This is a genomic window from Oscillibacter sp. MSJ-31 (assembly GCF_018918025.1).
Classification (GTDB): Bacteria; Bacillota; Clostridia; order Oscillospirales; family Oscillospiraceae; genus Hominicoprocola.
The window spans coordinates 31,664-48,866 of the sequence record NZ_JAHLPT010000003.1 but is presented as its reverse complement, the minus strand read 5'-3'; the positions used below and the strand labels follow the sequence as shown (position 1 = coordinate 48,866).

General features: G+C 63.7%; 14 protein-coding genes. 10 read left to right on the top strand and 4 right to left on the bottom strand.

Going from position 1 to position 17,203, the window contains the following annotated elements; genetic code table 11:
• Positions 1-133: 133 nt before the first annotated feature.
• Positions 134-1,999 carry a glycoside hydrolase family 13 protein gene (locus KQI17_RS03425; RefSeq protein WP_216494832.1) on the bottom strand — a complete coding sequence of 622 codons (1,866 nt, stop codon included), beginning with the start codon at positions 1,997-1,999 and terminating at the stop codon, positions 134-136.
• Positions 2,000-2,290: 291 nt separating this feature from the next.
• Positions 2,291-2,464 (bottom strand): Arc family DNA-binding protein, encoded by a 174-nt coding sequence (locus tag KQI17_RS03420; protein WP_022019129.1) that lies wholly within the window; start codon positions 2,462-2,464, stop codon positions 2,291-2,293.
• A 698-nt stretch (positions 2,465-3,162) separates the two neighbouring features.
• On the opposite strand from KQI17_RS03420, the gene zapA reads away from it, so the two are divergent.
• The 6 genes from zapA (at position 3,163) to KQI17_RS03390 (ending at position 9,746) form a co-directional block, all read left to right on the top strand.
• Complete coding sequence (gene zapA, locus KQI17_RS03415) at positions 3,163-3,477, top strand: cell division protein ZapA (protein ID WP_022019183.1); 315 nt, start codon at positions 3,163-3,165, stop codon at positions 3,475-3,477.
• Complete coding sequence (locus KQI17_RS03410) at positions 3,477-5,591, top strand: U32 family peptidase (RefSeq protein WP_216494831.1); 2,115 nt, start codon at positions 3,477-3,479, stop codon at positions 5,589-5,591. Before zapA ends, KQI17_RS03410 begins: the two co-directional genes overlap by 1 nt.
• A 66-nt stretch (positions 5,592-5,657) precedes the next feature.
• Positions 5,658-6,236: a nucleoside triphosphate pyrophosphatase gene (locus tag KQI17_RS03405; RefSeq protein ID WP_216494830.1), complete on the top strand. Its 579-nt coding sequence runs from the start codon at positions 5,658-5,660 to the stop codon at positions 6,234-6,236.
• Positions 6,237-6,266: 30 nt separating this feature from the next.
• Positions 6,267-7,106 carry a rod shape-determining protein MreC gene (gene mreC / locus KQI17_RS03400; RefSeq protein WP_216494829.1) on the top strand — a complete coding sequence of 280 codons (840 nt, stop codon included), beginning with the start codon at positions 6,267-6,269 and terminating at the stop codon, positions 7,104-7,106.
• A 33-nt stretch (positions 7,107-7,139) separates the two neighbouring features.
• Positions 7,140-7,652 (top strand): hypothetical protein, encoded by a 513-nt coding sequence (locus KQI17_RS03395; protein ID WP_216494828.1) that lies wholly within the window; start codon positions 7,140-7,142, stop codon positions 7,650-7,652.
• A 33-nt stretch (positions 7,653-7,685) separates the two neighbouring features.
• Positions 7,686-9,746 (top strand): penicillin-binding transpeptidase domain-containing protein, encoded by a 2,061-nt coding sequence (locus tag KQI17_RS03390; RefSeq protein ID WP_216494827.1) that lies wholly within the window; start codon positions 7,686-7,688, stop codon positions 9,744-9,746.
• A gap of 48 nt (positions 9,747-9,794) precedes the next feature.
• Here the strand turns inward: KQI17_RS03390 and KQI17_RS03385 are convergent, their stop codons facing one another.
• Together KQI17_RS03385 and KQI17_RS03380 are read right to left on the bottom strand one after the other, a co-directional pair.
• Positions 9,795-10,781 (bottom strand): ATP-binding protein, encoded by a 987-nt coding sequence (locus tag KQI17_RS03385; protein ID WP_216494826.1) that lies wholly within the window; start codon positions 10,779-10,781, stop codon positions 9,795-9,797.
• A gap of 13 nt (positions 10,782-10,794) precedes the next feature.
• Positions 10,795-11,709 (bottom strand): DnaD domain-containing protein, encoded by a 915-nt coding sequence (locus tag KQI17_RS03380; RefSeq protein WP_022019176.1) that lies wholly within the window; start codon positions 11,707-11,709, stop codon positions 10,795-10,797.
• Positions 11,710-11,894: 185 nt separating this feature from the next.
• Between KQI17_RS03380 and KQI17_RS03375 the strand changes: the two genes are divergently transcribed.
• The 4 genes from KQI17_RS03375 to KQI17_RS03360 all read left to right on the top strand — a co-directional run bounded on the left by KQI17_RS03375 (position 11,895) and on the right by KQI17_RS03360 (position 16,982).
• Positions 11,895-12,716 (top strand): ParB/RepB/Spo0J family partition protein, encoded by an 822-nt coding sequence (locus tag KQI17_RS03375; protein WP_216494825.1) that lies wholly within the window; start codon positions 11,895-11,897, stop codon positions 12,714-12,716.
• A 111-nt stretch (positions 12,717-12,827) separates the two neighbouring features.
• A complete protein-coding gene (locus KQI17_RS03370) occupies positions 12,828-14,696 on the top strand; it encodes a VanW family protein (RefSeq protein ID WP_216494824.1) in 1,869 nt (622 codons plus the stop codon).
• A 283-nt stretch (positions 14,697-14,979) separates the two neighbouring features.
• Complete coding sequence (locus KQI17_RS03365) at positions 14,980-15,954, top strand: hydroxyacid dehydrogenase (RefSeq protein ID WP_216494823.1); 975 nt, start codon at positions 14,980-14,982, stop codon at positions 15,952-15,954.
• Between the two features lie 251 nt (positions 15,955-16,205).
• The gene (locus KQI17_RS03360; protein ID WP_022019172.1) at positions 16,206-16,982 is read left to right on the top strand and encodes a GntR family transcriptional regulator; all 777 of its coding nucleotides are present in this window, start codon (positions 16,206-16,208) and stop codon (positions 16,980-16,982) included.
• The last annotated feature ends 221 nt before the right edge of the window (positions 16,983-17,203 follow it).

Sequence of the window (17,203 nt, the reverse complement as noted above, 5' to 3'; positions counted from 1 at the left end):
AATGACCAAAGTGTAAAGCGAGGCAAAATGTTTCACGTGAAACATTTTGAGACTGCGCCGCGCAATTCAGCGGAAAAGAATCGGCAGAGCGCAAATAAGCGGCAGCACGGAGAACCGAACGGGAGAAGGCGAGCTACTCCGTCAGCAGCAGAGCGTCGTAGGGGGCGAGGGTGATATGCAGCCGACCGCCTTCGGCCAAAAACGACTGGCCGCTGAGCGCGTCGTGCGCAAGCGGCGCTGCCCACGGCAGGTCGACCGAGGCGCTTTCCGCGCCGGCGTTGACGGCGCAGAGGGAGACCTCATCGCCCGCGCGGCGGGCAAAGCAGAGCACGCGGCCCGCAGCAAGGGGATAGGTGATGTCGCCGCTTTGCAGCGACTCCCGTTCGGCGCGGAGCCTGCCGAGCGTGCGGAACCAATCGAGCAGCGTGGTATCCTCATGCCCCCATGGGTAGGTGCGGCGGTTGAACGGGTCCTCAAAGCCCTCCATGCCGGCCTCGTCGCCGTAGTAGACCGTGGGCGAGCCGGGGAAGGCGTAAAGCACCAGCGCGGCGAGCTTGAGCAGCGCCGTGCCGCGCTCGCGCTCGGCGGGGGAGAGGCGGTAGTGCGCGCGCGCATCGCGGTCCGCCGGCGTCTGCTCACAGCCGAGAAGCGTCAGCAGGCGCGGCGTGTCGTGCGTGGAGAGAAAGTTCATCGCGCCGTAGAAGGCGGGGGAGGGGTAGTTCTCACGGATGGCCTCCATCGCGTCGCGGAAGTCCTCCGCGCCGGACGTGCCGGCAAGATAGGACAGCAGCGCGGTGCGGAAGGGATAGTTCATCAGGCCGTGCAGTCCGCCGCCGAGCAGGTAGCGGCGACGCTTGGAGTAGGCGACCTTGGTGGTGCCGTCCTCCCACACCTCGCCGAGAAGGTAGGCGTCGGGGAAGTCCTGCTGCATGACGGCGCGGATGGCGAAGATAAATTCGTCGGGCAGCTCGTCGGCGACGTCGAGCCGCCACGCGCTCGCGCCCGCGCGGAGCCAGCGGCGGACGATGGAGTTCTCACCGGTGATGATGTAGTTGACATAACTTTCGTTCCGCTCGTTCACAGCGGGCAGATTCTTGATGCCCCACCAGGCATCGTAGTCCGTGGGGAAGGGGTGGAAGCTGTACCACGAATAGTAGGGGGAGACGGGGCCCTGCGCCGCGCCGGGCGCGGGGTAGAAGCCGTCGGCGTTGAAGTAGCGGCTTTTTGCGCCGGTGTGGTTGAATACGCCGTCGAGCATGACGCGGATGCCGCGCTTTTCTGCCTCCGTGCAGAGGGTGCGGAAGTCCTGCTCGTCGCCGAGGAGCGGGTCGACCGTTTCGTAGTCGGCGGTATCGTAGCGATGGTTGGAGGCGGCCTCGAAGATCGGGTTGAGGTAGAGCGTGGTGACGTGGAGCGAGGCGAGGTAGTCGAGCTTTTCCGTGATGCCGGCGAGGTCGCCGCCGAAGAAGTCCTCGCAGTAGTCGCCGCGCTCGTTGGGGCCGCAGAGCGGCGTTTCGTCCCAGCGCTCGTGAAGCGTGCGGCAGCCGATCAGACCGTCCACGCTGCGCGTCCTTGCGCGGTAAAAGCGGTCGGGAAAAATTTGATAGGTGACGCCGCGGCCGAACCAGCCGGGCGTTTTGGCGCGGCCATCGTAGACGGTCAGCTGCCAGGGTGTTACCTTATCCCAGCTTTGGAAGCCGTCCTTGCCATAGCAGCTCTCGCCGCCGTCCGCCCAGCGCAGGCGGAAGTGATACCAGATCAGCTCCGGCTGCGAGGGAGCGAAGAAGGTGCCGGAAAAGGCGGGGGCGCCATCCTCGTCCGTGGTGGGGAGGAGCTCGGTCTCCGTCCAGCGGTCGGAGAACTCGTGGTGGGCGAGCAGCGTGCAGCCGGTGACGGCGTACCCGCGCGGGTAGAAGGTGAAGTCCACCGCGGCGAAGGTCGTGACCGCGCCGAAGGGGGACTTGCAGCGCGCGTCGCGGGGATCAAAGAGAATGGACATGGTGTTGCTCCTTTTTTGCCGCCGAGGGCGGCGGAACTCGCCGCACTTTGTGCGGCACATTTCGCAAGGGCGATTCTCTTTCCGAAAGAGAACCGCCCCTGCGCGACCCCAAGAGAACGCAAGGGGCTGTCGCCCCTTGCCCCCCGAACTGCGGCGGTCAAATTACCGTTCAGCAGCCGTATGTGAGTGTATCGGCGCGGCACAGCCGCGCTTTCTGCCGCTTTCGATCTGGCGTGCGTCTATGTCCGCTCAGCCGCTGCTGCGGCGGGGGTTCGGTGGGATGTGCAGGGATCATTCCTCCGTGTTGATCTTGCCGTGCTGCTGCTCGTAGGCGTCAATGCACTCCTGCGTCAGATGCTCGAGCTGGGCGTTGAGGGAACGGTGGTTCTTTTTCGCGATGTAGGTGATCTTCTTGAGCATCTCTTCGTGAAAGCGTATGCCGGTCTGGATCTTGTCCGTTGCCATGATAACACTCCTTTAGCATGATGCAAACATTTTAACGAAAGAAAGGTTGACTTTCCACAAACGAAGTGTTATTGTAACGATAACACTTATGGAAAAACGGAGAAACGTGCATGGACTGTGGGGACTGCAAATTTTTTCGGCAGCACTATGTGATATCGTCGGGGCGGTATATGGCACTTGATTATGGGCATTGTGTTGCGCGGTGCAGAAAGAAAATGTATGCCGCGGATACGACAGCCTGTGAGCGGTATGAGCAGTCGACCGGCGAGACGCTGCCGCCGGAGAGCGAATTTTATATAACCGTGCAGGTTTACCCAAAAGCGACGGAATAAAACGTCTCCGTAACCCCGCCGCAGCAGCGGCTGAGCGGACATAGGCGCAGACCAGATCGAAAGCGGCAACAGGAAACCGCGGGCAGTTCTTTGCGCAGCGCGTGCAGTGATTCCTTGCAGGGACAGACAATGCGGGGTCGAGGGGTGTCCCCTCGTTGTCTCTGGGGGTTCCAAAGGGGGTATTCTCTTGGTTGAAGAGAATACCCCCTTTGACAAGCGCCGCGCTTCGTGCGGCAAGCCCCTGCCGCCCTCGGCGGCAAAAATTGTAAATTTTTAAAATCCCTCTTTTATCCCAATACACTTTGTGTTATATTAAAAACTGTATTATTACGTCTGCTCCCGGGGAAGAGAAAGGAGATCATAACGATGGAAAACCGCGTTACCGTCAGCATCTGCGGCGAGGAGTATACCTTTGTCGCCGAGGAGGCCCCCTCTTATATGCAGAAGGTCGGCGCTTACGTCGGCACGAAGATGGACGAAATGCTCACCGGCGCGAAGGTGGGACGCACCGACGCCGCCGTGCTCGCCGCGGCGAACATTGCCGACGAGCTCTTCAAGGAGCGCGAGGCCAGCGAGGCGCTGCGCCGCCAGCTCAAGCAGTACATCGACGACGCCGCGCAGGCGAAGAACGAGGTCAGCGAGCTCAAGCGCGAGCTGTTCAAATTGCAGAACAGGAAATAATGACGGAGCTGCTCTCTCCCGCGGGCGGACGCGAGGCGCTGGTCGCCGCCGTGCAGAACGGCGCGGACGCCGTGTATATGGGCTTTGGCAGCTTCAACGCGCGCCGCAGCGCCAGAAACTTCAGCGATGAGGAATTTCTGGCGGCGGTGCGTTATTGCCATTTGCGGGGCGTGAAGGTCTATCTGACACTCAACACGCTCGTGACCGACCGCGAGCTGCCCGCGCTCGCCGAGACGGCGCGGCGGGCGAGCGAATACGGCGTGGACGCGATATTGGTGCAGGACTGGGGCGTTTACGAGACGCTGTGCGCGGTGATCCCCGATGTGCCGCTGCACGCGAGCACACAGATGGCGCTGCACACGCTCTCGGGTGTGGAGGAGGCGGCGCGGCTCGGCATGACGCGCGCAGTGCTGGCGCGGGAGCTGTCGGGCGAGGAGATCCGCGAGATCGCGGAGCGCGCGCCGATCGAGATCGAGACCTTTGCGCACGGGGCGCTTTGTATGTGCTATTCGGGAATGTGCGAGATGTCCGCGGTGATCGGCGGGCGGAGCGGCAACCGCGGCGCGTGCGCGCAGCCCTGCCGCTTGCGCTATGGCTGGCACGGGAGGGCGGACGCGAATCCGCTGTCGCTCAAGGACGCGAACCTCGCGGCGTATGCCGGCGAGATGGCGGAGATGGGCGTGGCTTGCCTGAAGCTCGAAGGGCGCATGAAGCGGCCCGAGTATGTGGCGGCGGTGACGGGCATCTATGCCGCGCTGCTGCGCGAGCACCGCGCACCGACGGCGGACGAGCAGAAAAAGCTCGCGCTGGCGTTCTCGCGCGACGGGTTCACGGACGGCTATTACCGCGGCCGGCGCGGGAAGGAAATGTTTGGCGTTCGCCCGGAAACTGCGCGGTGGCCGGAGGAATGGTTCGGCACGCTGCGGGCGGCCTATGAAAAAGAGGATATGCGGCTCGTGCCGGTGCGCTTCCGCGCGGCGCTTCGCTTGGGCGAGCCGATGGTGCTGACCGCCGGGGACGGCGACGGGCATTGCGTCACGGTCACGGGAGTCGCGCCGGAGGTGGCGCGAAGCCGCGCGGTGACAGCCGAGGAGGTCGAGGCCCGTCTGCGCAAGACCGGCGGGACGGCGTTCACGGTGCCGGACTGTGCGGTGACAGCGGAGGACGGGTTGTCCGTTCCGGCGAGCGCGCTCAACGCGCTGCGGCGCGACGCGCTCGCGGCGCTGGAGGCGATGCGGACGGAGATACCCGAGCGGCGCGAGGGGACGTTTGTCCCGGCTGAGAGGATCAAAAACCCGACGGAGCCGCCGCGCTTTACGGTGTCCGTCTATCGCGCTGAGCAGCTTACCGATGCGCTGGTGAACGAGGGCGTGGAAACGGTGTATGTGCCGCTGGAGCTGCTGCCGTCGGTCGAGGTGGAGAAATACCGTGGGCGGACGAAATTTGCCGCCGTGCTGCCGCGCGTGTGGCGGACGGCGGACGAGGAAGGTCTGCGCGAACAGCTTCGCACGGCGAAGGAGCGTGGCGCGGAGTGCGCGGTGCTGGGGAATCTGGGACATTTCGCGCTCGTGCGCGGGCTGGATATGGAGCTGCGCGGGGACTTCGGGCTGAATGTGTTCAACTCCGCGGCGCTGCGGTTTTTGAAGGAGCAGGGGCTATCGGGCGCGACGCTGTCGTTCGAGCTGCGGCACGAGCAGCTGCGGGACATCAGCAAGTGCATCCCCTGCGAGGCCATCGTCTACGGGCGGCTGCCGCTGATGATCACGGAAAACTGCATCGTGGCGAACGAGTTCGGCTGCCGGCGCTTTAAGGGGCGCTGCGGCACCGTCTGCGCGGACAGCGCGTGCGCCGGAGCGCCGGAGCTGACCGACCGCGTGGGTGAGCGGTTCCCGGTGCTGCACGCCTACGGCTGCCGGAGTGAGCTCCAGAACGGCAAGACGCTGTGGCTGGCAGACAAGCCGGAGTACCGGAAAATCGGTTTGACCTACGCGCGGCTGCGCTTTACGACCGAGTCGGCGGAGGAGTGCGTGCGCGTGCTGCGGGCCTACAAGGGGCGGGAGGAATACACGCCCAAGGACATCACGCGCGGGCTTTTCTACCGCGGCGTGGAGTAAAAATGAAAACGAAACGTAGTTTTTCTGCGTGATATTACGATTTGTATTGAAAAGAGGACTGAGATCATGCCGCATATCGTGCTGGCTTCCAAGTCGCCGCGCCGCCATGAGCTGCTGCGGCGCATGGGCATCACCGATTTTTCCGTGGTCGTTCCCGACGTGGAGGAGACCTATCCCGAGGGGCTTGCGCCGCAGGAGATCGTCGCACACATCGCGCGCCTGAAATCCGATGCGGCGGCGCCGCTGGTCGGGCCGGAGGATATTCTCATCACGGCGGACACGATGGTGTTTTTGGAGAATGACCGGCTCGGCAAGCCGCGCGACGAGGCGGACGCGCTGCGGATGCTCACGGAGCTGGCGGGAAACCGCCACACGGTCTGCACGGGCGTGACGGTGCGGCAGGGCGGCAAGGCGGAAGCCTTTACGGTATCGACGGACGTGTACTTCCGACCCTGCACGGAGGAGGAGCTGCGCGCCTACATCGCCACCGGCGAGCCGATGGACAAGGCGGGCGCTTACGGCGTGCAGAGCCTGGGCGCGCTGCTCGTCGAGCGCATCGACGGCGACTTCTACAACGTCATGGGACTGCCGGTGGAGAAGCTGGGGCAATGCCTGACGAAGCATTTCGGCGTGCGCTTCTTCTAAAATAACGACCCCCGAAGGGAGGGCTGCGCTTTGCGCGAATTTCTGGAAAAATACGGCCTGCGGCTGCTCATTATTACGACCGTCTGCGCGGTGCTCATCAGCGTGCTGAGCTTTGTGAGCGCGACGTCGGGCTTTTTGCAGAATGCGGTGGGCGTGCTGACCTATCCGTTCCGCTCGGCGGTCACGGCGGTGGCGACGTGGGCGGAGGACAAGCAGCGCTATTATAAGGACTACTCAGACCTCATAGCGGAAAACGAGGCGCTGCGTGAGCGCGTGGCGGAGCTGGAGCGCGACGCGCGGCAGGCCGAGGCCGACCGCGAGGAGAACGCGCTGCTGCGCGAGCTGCTGGAGCTGCGGGAGCAGCGGCGTGACCTGACCTTCGAGTCCGCGGCGGTCATCGACCGCGAGAGCACGAACTGGACGAGCGCGCTGACGCTCAACCGCGGCACGGCGCACGGCGTGGAGAAAAACGACTGCGTGGTGTCCGCCGAGGGCGACCTGGTGGGCGTGGTGTCCGCGGTGGGCTACAACTGGTGCACGGTGCTGACGGTGATCGACACCGACACGGAGCTGGGCGCGCGGGTGTTCCGCACGCAGGAGGTCGCGGTCGCGGAGGGCGATCTGGCGCTGATGGGCGAGGGAAAGCTCAAGCTGAGCTATCTTTCCGCCGACGCGCAGCTGCTCTCGGGCGATGTGGTGACGACCTCGGGCCTCGGTGGGTTCTACCCGGGCGGGCTGGTCATCGGGACGGTGGAGTCTGTGCGGACGGGCGACGACGGACTGGCGCAGTACGCGGTGCTTGCGCCTGCGGCGCGGCTCGGCGAGCTGAGCGAGGTATTCATCATCAAGGATTTTGACATCGTCGACTGACGGTGAAGCATTTTTCGGAAGGGAGGCGCTGCCATGTCGCCGTCGACCACGCGTGATACGGCGGTCAAATGGACCGCTTACGCGCTTGCGTGTCTGCTGCTGCTCTTTGGGCATGAGCTGACGCTTGCCCACCTGCGCGTGTGGGGCATCGCGCCCTTTCTGCCGCCTCTGCTGCCGGCGGTGCTCGCGTCGATGGAGGACCGGCTGGAGGGCTTTGTGTTCGCGCTGGCGTTCGGCGTGCTGTGCGACCTGGCGCTGACCGCCCCGCTGCCGTGCCTGTACACGATCGCGTTCCCGCTCACGGCGCTGCTCGCGGCGCTCATCGCGAGGAGCGTGCTGCAGCCGGGCATCCTGTGCTCGCTGGCGGTGAGCACGGCGGCATTCGTGCTCGTGGACCTCATCACGGCGGTCACGCTGCTCGCCGGCGGACGCTCGGAGCTGTCTGCCATCGCGCTGCGCGCGGTGCAGGAGCTGGCGCTCTCGCTGCCGCTGCTGATCGTATGCCACCCGGTGCTGGCGTTCCTGCATCGGAAATTTACCCTGTAACAACGGCAAAGAACCGCGAAGGGAGGGCCTGCCGTGGACGACAAAAAGCAATTCAGCCGACGCCTGCTCGCGATCGGCGTGCTCTTCTCGCTGGTGCTGGCGGCGTATTTCGTGACGCTCTTTGACGCGCAGATCGTACACGGCGCGGAGTACCGCGCGCGGTCCATCCGCGCGAACACGAAGAGCGAGACGGTGGTGACCTCGCGCGGCATCCTGACCGACCGGAACGGCAAGGCGCTGGTGACGAACCGGAGCGTGTATACGCTCGAGCTGGACGCTTCGCTCGTGCCGTCGGACGACGCGGCGCTCAACAAGGAGCTGCTGCGGCTCATCGAGCTGCTGGAAAACCGGGGGATCGTCTGGGAGGACACGCTGCCGCTGACGGCGGGCGCGCCGTTCGCCTATGATTTTTCCGTCTCCGGCTCGCACACGACGCTCAACAGCTACCTTGTGAGCAAGAAGTGGGCGGACGAGGACGCGCTGACGACCGACACCGACCCGCCGCTGAGCCCCGAGGCGCTGCTCTCGCGGCTGCGCACGGAGTTCAAGGCGGATGAGGATCTGACCGACACGGAGGCACGCAAGCTCGTCGGCCTGCGCTACTGCCTCGCGGTGACGAAGCTCAACCAGCTCTCGACGGCGGCCATCGCGTCGGACATTTCCGTGGAGCTGATCGCGGAGCTGAAGGACGGCGCGTATGCGCCCATCCACATCGGCACCTCGTCCGTGCGCGAGTACCAGACCGACGCGGCGGCGCACATTCTCGGCCGCGTCACGAAGATCCCGCGCGAGAAGTGGAACGAATACAAGGAAAAGGGCTACGCGATGAACGCCTACGTCGGCTACGACGGCGTGGAGCTGGCCTTCGAGGACTATCTGCGCGGCAGGAACGGGCGGCGCATCGTGGAGACCAATACGGCGGGCAAGGTGACGGGGGAGATCTACTCCGTCGAGCCGGAACCGGGCAATACGGTCGCGCTGACGCTGGACATCGACTTTCAGGAGGATGTGGAGCGCATTCTCGCCGAGACAGTGGAGAGCATGACGGCGGAGGACGACACCGACCGCGGCGCGGCCGCGGCGGTGGTGCAGGTCGGCACGGGCGAGGTGCTCTCGCTCGCGTCGTACCCGACCTTCTCGCTCAAGACCTTCAACGAGGATTACACGGAGAACAACACCGATCCGCTCCAGCCGTTCTGGAACCGCGCGACGCAGGGCACCTACGCGCCCGGCTCGACCTTCAAGCCGGTGACGGCCATCGCGGCGCTGGAGACCGGCATCATCACGCCGAAGTCCACCATTCTGACGAAGGGCGTGTATCACTACGGCGACTGGGCTTACAAATGCTGGCTCTACAACCAGAACGGCGGCACGCACGGGCGCATCGACGTGACCGAGGCCATCAAGGTGTCGTGCAACTATTTCTTCTATGACATCGGACGCAGGACGGGCATCTCCACGATCGCGCGCTATGCCTCGGCCTTCGGTCTCGGTGAGCCGACGGGCATCGAGATCCCGGAGAAGATCGGCGTGATGACCACGCCGGACTACGTCAACTCGCTCGACGGACATTACTGGACGGACGGTCAGACGCTGACCGCCGCCATCGGCCAGTCGTACTCGCTCTTCACGCCTTTGCAGCTTGCGAACTACGTTGCGACGCTCGCGGGCGGCGGGACGCGGTACAACGCGCATCTGCTCAAGGAGGTGCGGACCTACGACAGCGCCGAGCTCGTCGACGTGTACGACGAGCCGCCGGCGGAGATCATCGACATCGAGCCGGAGAATTTGCAGGCGGTCTTGCAGGGAATGCGCGACCTGGTCGTGTCGGGCAGCGTGGCGTATTATTTCAAGGACTGCGTGGTGGACGCCGCCGCCAAGACCGGCACGGCGCAGACCGGCGGCAAGGTCAGCAACGGCGTGTTCGTGGCGTTCGCGCCCTACGACGATCCGCAGATCGCGCTGGCGGTGGTGATCGAAAAGGGCGGCAGCGGCGGCGCGCTGGCCTCGACCGCGGTGCAGATCCTCAACGCCTACTTCACCTCGGTGGACGAGGCGAAGGCGGTCGTGGGCGAAAATATGCTCATCCAGTAAAAGACGGAAGCGGTCTCCCGCAGGGGAGGCCGCTTCTTTGCGTGTGCTTTACTTTTTCTGCTTGCGGATATCGTCGCCGAAGAAGGGGAGGATGCGGTAGGCGCCCTCGATGCGCGAGAGGATGTTCGCGCCGTAGCGGCGCGAGAGCTCGGCGGGGGAGAGGTTGGTGGAGATGATGGTCTTTTTGTTCGTCATCAGACGCGTGTTGACGATCTGGTAGAAGGCGCTGCGGACGAACTCGGTGGTCAGCTCGGTGCCGAGATCGTCGATGATGAGCAGGTCGCAGCGGAGAAGGCGGGAGACGTCCTCGTCCGCGCCGCCGGTCTCGTCGCGGGAGAATTTCTGCGCCTCGAAGCGCTCGAAGATGTGGGCGGCGGTGTCGTAGACAACGGAGTGGCCCGTTTCGCTCACGACGCGTGCAATGCAGGCGGAGAGGAAGGTCTTGCCCAGCCCGGGATCGCCCGAGAGCAGAAGATTGCCGCTGCGGGGGGAAAATTCGTAGGCATAGTCGCGGCAGGCGTCGTAGATGCGTTCCATGTTCGAGCGGGGGGAAATGTCCTGATCAAGGGGGGCGTAGGGGGAGTAGACGTCAAAGGAGAAGGTCTCGAAGCTCTGCGTGCCGAGGTCGAGGAGCCGGGAGAGCTCCTCGAGCTGGACGCGGGCATAGTAGTCGTTCAGGCAGGAGCAGACCTCGCTGCCGCGCCAGCCGGTGTCGCCGCAGAGGGGACAGTTGGGCTTATCCTCGAGGTAGTCGGCGGGATAGCCGTGGGCGACGAGCAGCTCGGCGCGCTCGCGCTGGAGGGCGAGGTTTTCCTCCTTGAGCGCCTCGATGGCGGGACGGGGGTCCGTGCCGCGGCGCAGGGCGGAGGAAATGAGCTTGGACATGGTCTCGCGCAGGGCGGCGTCGATCTCCGCGATGCGGGGGACGGCGGCATAGACCGCGCGCTCGCGCGCGTGCAGTGCGTCGGCGCGGCGCTGCTTCGCCTCCTCAAAGCGGACCATCGCGCGGCGCATGAGCTTTCCGTCGTAGGACATGAGATCCCCTCCCTTACAGGTATTGCTTCATCCAGTCGTTCTTGCCGCCGGACGGTTTTTCTTCTTTTTTCGGCGCGGCGTTTTCCGCCGCGGTCTCCGCGGGGGTGTGGAGCCCCTTTTCGTGCCAGCGCTTCAGGATGCCGTTGCAGTACGCCCACTTGAATTCATGGCAGCGCAGGACGGTCTTATCATACGCGAGGGCGACGGTCTCGGCGGGGAAGCCCATGTCCACCCAAGCGGCGAGGTATTTCTCCTCGCTCGGGGAGGGCTTGCGTTCGCCGAGCTGAAGGACTGCCATGTAGGCGGGGTACTTCTGCTCGCGCGCGTGGAGGGCGTTGAGGTAGTCGTTTGCGCTGGTCGAGGAAAGGAGGCCCTTTCTCGCCCAGACGTAGCCCTCCTGCTCGATCCGGCGCATGGTGGGCAGCCGCCCCGCGCCGTACTGCGCGGCGTGGCGGGCGATGCAGTGGTTGACGAGGAGAAAGAGCACGTCGGCGGGCAGGCCGAGGTCCTCGTAAAGCCCGAGGAGCTTGCCGACGGACGGTGTGGAGAGCGGGCCGAGCTTGCGCTCGACCTCGCGCAGAAGCGCGGAAAAGCTCGCATCCTGCTCTAACTTGCGGGCGACGTCCTCGCGCGAATAGGCGGGGCGCTCGGCAGAGGGCGCGGGGACGGGCGAGGGAGTGGGCTCCTCCGGCTTCGGGGCGCTGACGAGTCCCATGCGGGCAAGGGCGGCCTCGGCGCGCGAGCGGCGCGCCTCGTCCCATTTGAGCTCGGCGCGGAGCGTTTCGGGGGAGGCGCTGCCGCGGTTTTTGAGCAGGCACAGGTAGAGCAGGGCGGCGTCGCCGTCCCCGCCGTCGATCAGGCGGCGCGTCACGGCGGCGGACAGGGTGATATTCTCCTGCTCGCTCAGGTGCAGAACATAGCCGGCCATAGCGCGCCTCCCTTCGTTCGATCATAAGTCCTTTTATTTTACACGAAGCGGAGCGATTCGTAAATAGGAAGATCGGGGAAATGAAAATTTTCCCGATTCCCTGACAAAATTCGTGCGGCTTTGCGTGCCGCCGCTTTTAGAATGGGGACAAGGATGCGGGGGAGACCGCGATAGGAGGGGACGCCATGGAGATCATGCACAAGGGAATGTGGACGGGCCGGCGCGTGCTGTATCTGAGCGTGGACGAGATCCGCGCGAATCCCGATCAGCCGCGGAAATACTTTGAGCCGGAGGCGCTGCGCGAGCTGGCGGAGAGCATCGGGCGCTACGGCATTTTGCAGCCGCTGACCGTGCGGCGCGGGGAGGACGGCTACGAGCTGATCGCAGGAGAGCGGCGGCTGCGGGCGGCGAAGCTCGCGGGTCTGCGGGAGGTGCCGTGCCTCGCGGTGCGGTCGGACGAGGAGCAGTCGGCGCTGCTCTCGCTGATCGAAAATTTGCAGCGGCAGGACCTGCACTACATGGAGGAGGCTGCTGCCATCGCAAAGCTCATCGCGGTCTACGGCCTGTCGCAGGAGCAGGCGGCGGAGAGGCTGGGCAAGTCGCAGAGCGCGGTGGCGAACAAGCTGAGGCTGCTGCGCCTCTCGCCCGCGTGCGTGGCGCTGCTGCGCGAGGGGGGGCTTTCCGAGCGGCACGCGCGCGCCCTGCTGCGATTGAGCGACGAGAACGAGCGTCTGGCGGCGCTGCGCGTCATCGTGGAGCGGGGCTGCAATGTGGCGCAGGCGGAGGCGTACATCGAGTCGGTTTTGCAGCGCGCGGCGGTCACGCCGCCGCGGCGGAGGCCGACGTTCATCGTGAAGGATGTGCGGCTGTTTCTCAACACCATCCGGCGGAGCATGGGCATCATGCAGCGCGCGGGGGTGGACGCGGCGTACGAGCGGGAGGACACGGACGAGGAGATCCGGCTGACCATCCGCATCCCACGCACGGGGGCTGCCAAAACGGCGTAAAAATTGTAACCAAATCGTTACTCTTTTTCGCAAAATCTATGCTATACTGCAATAGACTGGCTGTGGTATACACAGCGGGATATTGATTCAGAACAGCAGGAGGGTGCCGGAATGGAAGAAAACCTGGGTGCCTTTGAGGAAAAGAGAAACGAGGCCGCGGAGACAGCGGAGAGCGCCGGCAAGGGCGGCAAGCATTTGGCGAAGGGCGGCAAAAGAGGATGGGCCATTGCCGGTATCGCGCTCGGCGTGCTGGCTGTGGCGTATCTGGGGCTGTGCGCCTACGCGACGCTGAGCGGGACCATCTATCCCAACACGACGGTCGGCGGCGTGGACTACGGCGGCATGACCGAGGAACAGGCGGCGGCGGAGCTGACGCGGCGGGTCATTGACGCGCAGAGCGCGCGGCTCGACTTTGCCGTGATGGAGGGAGACAGCTGCGAGGTGATCGCGGGTGTGGCGCTGGGCGATATTCCGGCGGACATCGACTGCCGGAAGGCCGCGGATACGCTGGCGTGGGTGCACAGCGCGAAGGGCGACGGCTTTTTCAAGAGCGGCGCGGGCTTCCTTTTCTCGCTTTTTAGCGAGCCTGAGGAGAGCATCGTATCCGAGGAGCCGTTTTGCTCGGCGGTGGAGCCGGTGCTGGATGCGCTGGAGTGCGAGCCGGTGGAGTTTGCCATCGCTCTGACGACCGAGAGTGCGATCAGCGTGACCAAAAGCAGGGACGGCCGCCATATCCCGGATCGGGAGCAGGCGCGGCGTGTGATCGGCGACGCGCTGCGCGGCGCATACCTTGGCGGCGGCTGCCCGCTCCAGGTGACGCTGTACGGCGACCGGGACGAGGAGGCGGTCTACGAGACCGTGCCCGCGCAGGCGGTCGATCTGGCGGCGGAGCGGGAAAAGCTCGTGGGCGAGAAGGTCAACGCGAGCTACGACATAGAAAATGAGAAGATCATCCCGAGCCATGCGGGGGTGAGCTTTACGCTTGCCGACTTGCAGAGCGCTTACGACGCGGCGGCGCCGGGGGAGACCTTCACCGTCCGGGCGACGGTCGAGCGGCCGGAGGTCACGACCGAGCAGCTGGAGGCGGGACTGTTCCGCGACGAGCTGAGCAGCTACACCACGCGCGTCGGCGGCGCACCGGGACGGCACAAGAACGTGAAGCTGACGGCAGAGCGCATCACGGGCTACATCCTCAACGCGGGCGACACGATGAAGTACGGCCCGCTGGTGACGCCGTTCACGGCGGAAAACGGCTATTCGCCCGCGCCGGGCTATCTCAACGGCAAGACCGTGGACATGATCGGCGGCGGCGCGTGTCAGGCAAGCTCGACGCTCTACGCGGCGGTGCTGTACGCGAACCTTGAGATCGTGCAGCGCGTGAATCACGGCTATGCCTCGGACTACATCGGCCTCGGGCTGGACGCGACGGTGGCGAGCGGCGGACCGGAGTTTGAGTTCCGCAACAACACGCTCTACCCCATCAAGGTGCAGGCGGACTTTTTTACGAAGGATAAAAAGGACTACATCAAGATCACCCTTCTCGGCACCAAGACCGACGACCATTATGTGAAGATCGTGACGGAGCTCATCAGCACGACGCCCTTTGAGGAGGTGACCGTCGAGACCGACACGCTCGCGCCGGGCGAGCAGAAGGTGGAGCAGACGCCGTACACCGGCTATGTGGTCAAGACCTACCGCAATGTGTACGCGGGCGACGGGACGCTGCTCTCTTCGACTTATGAGGCGACGAGCCGCTACAAGAGCCGCAACCGCATCATTCTCGTCGGCAAGGCGGCGGATCCGACGGTCGACCCGAATGTGCCGGCAATGGATCCGACGGTGCCGGGGAGCGACCCGGGCGTGCCGACGACGGACCCGGGCGCAACGATGACGGACCCGGGCGTGCCGGATGTCGATCCGACGCAGACGCCGGCGATACCGGAGACGCCGCAGATGTCCGAGACGGCGCCGGCGGCATAAGAGAAAAAGAAAGGAGTCCTCCGCTGCCGCGGAGGACTCCTTTTGATAAAATGCACAAGTTTTCCGAGAGAACTTGTGCATTTTTGTAAATGTGTTCAATTTTGTGAAAGCGTGTTTTCAAAATTAGTGGTAAGACGCAAAGAAAATGCATAAATTCCTGCAAAAAATCGGCAAATGGCTTGCTTTTATGAAAGAGCGGGTGTACAATGAACGAACTGACAGAAGATCGGGAGATCGGGAAATAAAATCAACAATTATAATATTTTGAGAGGGGTTTTTTATCATGGCTAAGTTCAAGGTTTATTACACCATCGAGCTCAATGAGATCGCGACGCATATCTTCGAGTCCAACGACTTCGAGGTGAAGCTGTGCAGCCACAACGACGAGGAGACCTACGTCAAGGAGCTCGCCGCGTTCCAGCCCGACGCCATCATGTGCCGCACCGAGCCCATCACCGCCAAGATGATGGATACCTGCACCAATCTCAAGGTCATCGGCAAGCAGGGCGCCGGCCTCGACAACATCGACATGGATCATGCCCACGCCAAGGACATTACCGTCGTCTACGCGCCCGCCGGCAACGCCAACGCCGTCGCCGAGCACGCCGTGATGCTGATGCTCATGTGCGCCAAGCGCTTCACCTATGTTGACCGCCAGTTCCGCGGCGGCAACTTCCTCGTCCGCATGGACATGGAGCACACCTACGAGCTGGGCGGCAAGACCCTCGGCATGATCGGCTGCGGCCGCATCTCCCAGCTTGCCATGAAAAAGTGCAAGTACGGCTTCGGCATGAAGGTCATCGGCTACGACCCGTACATGACGCAGGAGAAGATCGGCGACCTGTGCGAGCTGAAGGAGACCGCGAAGGAGGTCTGGGAGCAGGCTGATTTCGTGTCCGTGCATCTGCCCGTCGTTCCCTCCACCGAGCACTCCATCGGCCGTGAGCAGTTCAGCTGGATGAAGCCCACCGCTTCCTTCATCAACTGCGCGCGCGGCGCCCTCATCAAGGAAGATGAGCTGGTCGCCTGCCTGCAGGACGGCACCCTGTTCCAGGCCGGTCTGGATGTCTTTGAGCATGAGCCCATTCAGGAGTCCAGCCGTGCGCTGTTCGATCTCGACAACGTGATCATGACCCCGCACATGGCCGCCACCACCGAGCAGAGCGTGCTCAACTGCTGCACCAGCGTCGCCAACGACATCGTTGCCGTCTGCAACGGTCAGGAGCCGCAGGTCAAGGCCCAGAAGCCCAAGTTCTAAGCGGTCGCGCTTTTGCGCGGCATTGAGAATCGTACATAAGGAAGCAGGTGGCCCAATCGGGCTGCCTGCTTCCTTTGCTGTGCCGCCTGTTCCCGATTGGGCAAAAGGGCAAGAAAACAGACGTTTTTCTGCCGTTTTGCTGAATTTGCGGAAAAAGTGCCGTAGGGACTGGAATGTACCAAATGTTTGTGATACAATCGGCACCAATAGGACAAAACGGGATGACCCGATTTGTGTCCGGGGAGGCAGAAATGGAAGAAAATCCGATTTTGAAGGCATCGCTCTCGATGGCGAGCGATATTCCGCTGTACGCGCAGCTGACCGGCATCATCAAGAATACCATCACGTCCGGTACGCTGCGGGTGGGCGATCTGCTGCCGAGCGAGGCGGAGCTTTGCGATAAATTCGAGATCAGCCGCAACACCGTGCGGCAGGCCATCGGCTCGCTGGAGGAGGCCGGCTTCGTCGTGCGCAAGCGCGGCAAGGGCACCTTCGTCGCCGATCCGAGCACGCGGCGCAAGGGCGTGCAGTATTCGTTCACGACGGAGATCTCGTCGATGGGCAAGCACCCCTCGTCCACACTGGTGAGCTTTGATATCATCGACCCCGCGCCGAAGATCAAGCGTCTGATGGCGCTGGAGGACGGCGTGAAGGTCTACTGCTTCACGCGCGTGCGCAACGTGGACAACGAGCCGCTGATTTTGGAGACCTCGTACTATCCGCAGCACATCTATCCGAACCTGACGCGCGAGATGCTGGAAACGCACAGCTTTTACAGCCTGCTCTACCACGTCGGCGTGGTGCCATTCGCGGCGGAGGACAGCTATGAGGCGGTGACGCTCGGCGAGTACGAGGCGAAGCTGCTCGGCTGCGTGCCAGGAGCGGCGGCCTTCCACCACCAGCGGCGCACGACGATGGAGAACGGTCTGGTGTACGAGTGTACGTCGAGCTATATGCGCGGCGACCGCGTGCGGCTGGACGTGTGCTTCCAGAAGAGCGGCACGAGCTTCACGAGAGTGGTGGACTGAGAAGTGAAAAAAAGAAAGCGGCGGGGGACTGCCGCTTTCTTTTCTGCCGGTCGGGCGGTAGCAAACGTATGGAATATTTCAAATTCCTTGTACTATCCATTCGTGAAAAGGCTGTGAAAAGCGGAAAAAATGCAACTTTTTTTCGTCATGCGTTTTGTGCAAAAGGGGGTACACAAAGCTTCCGGCCTGTGTTACGATAGGCTTACGAGCGGGGCGGCGCG